Annotated in this window: 4 protein-coding genes; all 4 read left to right on the forward strand. The window is 40.4% G+C overall.

Annotated elements, in window-relative coordinates:
- Window positions 1-204 precede the first annotated feature (204 nt).
- The 4 genes from PX481_RS14020 to PX481_RS14035 all read left to right on the forward strand — a co-directional run bounded on the left by PX481_RS14020 (window position 205) and on the right by PX481_RS14035 (window position 1,374).
- Window positions 205-510, forward strand: a complete 306-nt coding sequence (locus PX481_RS14020) for a DUF433 domain-containing protein (RefSeq protein WP_002763271.1) — start codon at window positions 205-207, stop codon at window positions 508-510.
- Window positions 511-512: 2 nt separating this feature from the next.
- Window positions 513-863, forward strand: coding sequence for a DUF5615 family PIN-like protein (locus PX481_RS14025; RefSeq protein WP_002763272.1), 351 nt, complete (start codon window positions 513-515; stop codon window positions 861-863).
- 60 nt (window positions 864-923) lie between these two features.
- Complete coding sequence (locus PX481_RS14030) at window positions 924-1,067, forward strand: hypothetical protein (RefSeq protein WP_002763273.1); 144 nt, start codon at window positions 924-926, stop codon at window positions 1,065-1,067.
- A gap of 157 nt (window positions 1,068-1,224) precedes the next feature.
- On the forward strand, window positions 1,225-1,374 hold the full coding sequence (locus PX481_RS14035; protein ID WP_002763274.1) for a hypothetical protein: 150 nt from the start codon (window positions 1,225-1,227) through the stop codon (window positions 1,372-1,374).
- Window positions 1,375-1,984: the final 610 nt, after the last annotated feature.

Below are 1,984 nucleotides of genomic sequence, written 5' to 3' on the forward strand. Positions count from 1 at the left end.
ATCCTTATCTGGCAAGAGACTTAATTGATTAGTTCGCTCTAGAGCAAAAACAATTGACAAAAATCGCTAAATGCCTTTCTCTATAAGGGTTCCATCCCTTATAACCCCCGTCCATTGCATAACACAAACCGAAGAGCCAAATTGGGTCGATTTGAATAAATTTGTGATACAATAAAAAGGCTAAAATACTTAATAATTTAGATCATGAATACGACGACAATTGAAATTGGCACTTTGATTGATAGTTCTCCTAAAATTCGAGGAGGAAGACCAACAATTGCTGGGACAGGAGTGACAGTGCGCCGCCTTGCTTCTTGGTATAAATTAGGGCTGACTCCTGAAGAAATTTTAAACCGGATGGGACATCCCCATTTAGATTTAGCCAAAGTTTATGCGGCTCTAACTTACTATCATGCCAACAGCGAAGAAATTGAAACTGATTTAGCGCAAGAAGAAGCTGAGGTGAAACAGTTTGAACGGGAGTGGCTTCAATCTAAGTTAAATAAATAGTCATGCTGGCATTATATTTGGATGAAGACTCGATGGATCAGAGCCTTGTAGCGGCTTTAAGAGCTAGAGGAGTCGATGTAATAACGGCTACAGAAGCAGGAATGTTGGGACGCTCCGATTCAGAACAATTAGACTATGCTACTGGTCAAGGAAGGGTGTTATACACTTTCAATCGGGGCGATTTTTACCGCTTACACACTCAGTATTTAACTGAAGGTAAATCTCATCAAGGAATAATACTCGCCCCTCAACAACGTTACTCTATTGGGGAACAATTACGCCAAATTCTGGAATTAATTTCTGTCAAAACAATTGAACAGATGGAAAATAATGTGGAGTTTATTAAGGGATAAACTTCCAGTTCTGCTTTATAGTAAGAATCGGTAGTTGAAAGATTTCATTCCGCCCAAGCCATGAAGAATCATTCTCGAATCCTGACGGTAGTTTGTCTGCTGAAATTACTCTCATGGTCAAGTCTGGCGATCGCGGAACAGTTAACAGTCAACAGTGACCAGTTAACAACAGACCTCTTGCATAAATCCGAAAACAAACGATAGAAACAATAATAGGAGGGACTTTCAGTTAATTATTTATTAGTAGTTGATAATCTTCAAAAATGTTGCTGTACAAGGATCGACTTAAGACTTTTGCAAGAGGTCTAATGATCAAGAGAACAATGTTGAACAACTCGTTAAACGAATCGTTGAACAAAAAATGAGAACGGTAATCGAGGAGGTGACGGCGACGGTTGTCAGTCTCAACGGGGAAATCGAAACCCTGAAACGGTTAATCGATCGAGAGGATACAGAGGAAGATTCGGGAATGTCTGGCTCGACCCTAGCCCCGATTTTCGAGGATTTTTGAGAACCCGTCATTCTCTCCTCGGTCGCTAGAATCACCAATTAGAAGAAAATCGATCGCTTTCTTTAACTTAATTGGCTAAAACTATAGCAATTCCCATAGTTGTGAGGTACAGAGTCTTAGGTTTTGAGGAGTCAGGAGTCAGGAGTTAAGATTTTGGTGTACCTCATGAGATTGGGAAACGCTATATAACACTTTTCACGTTACTGAGGTATCGACAAGTTTTCCCAACAAAGAGTTTAAGCTCCTTGCCCATAACTCATTCTTATGAAAACTCCTATAAATTTCCACGTTCCTCCATTTTATTACTGAAAGTAGAAACGATTGAAATCGTCAATTTCCACTTATTTTGGGACTGACATCACCCTTAGACTCCGAATATTCTGAAATTAGCAAGTAAACACGGCTTCCCAATTTCAGGAAAAAATTATGAATCTACGTTCTGTCAAGACTATCGTATTAAGCGGTATAGCCCTGTTGGTGGCAACTTTGCCCAGCCTCGCTCAAATTCCAACCCACATTCCGCACCCTAAGTGTCACAACGTCTCAAAAGAGGAAGATGCCTGAGTCAAAATACTTATCTAGAGGAGTGAGTTGGCGGCAAGCTGCCACC

It is taken from the genome of Microcystis sp. M53603_WE2, assembly GCF_030065435.1.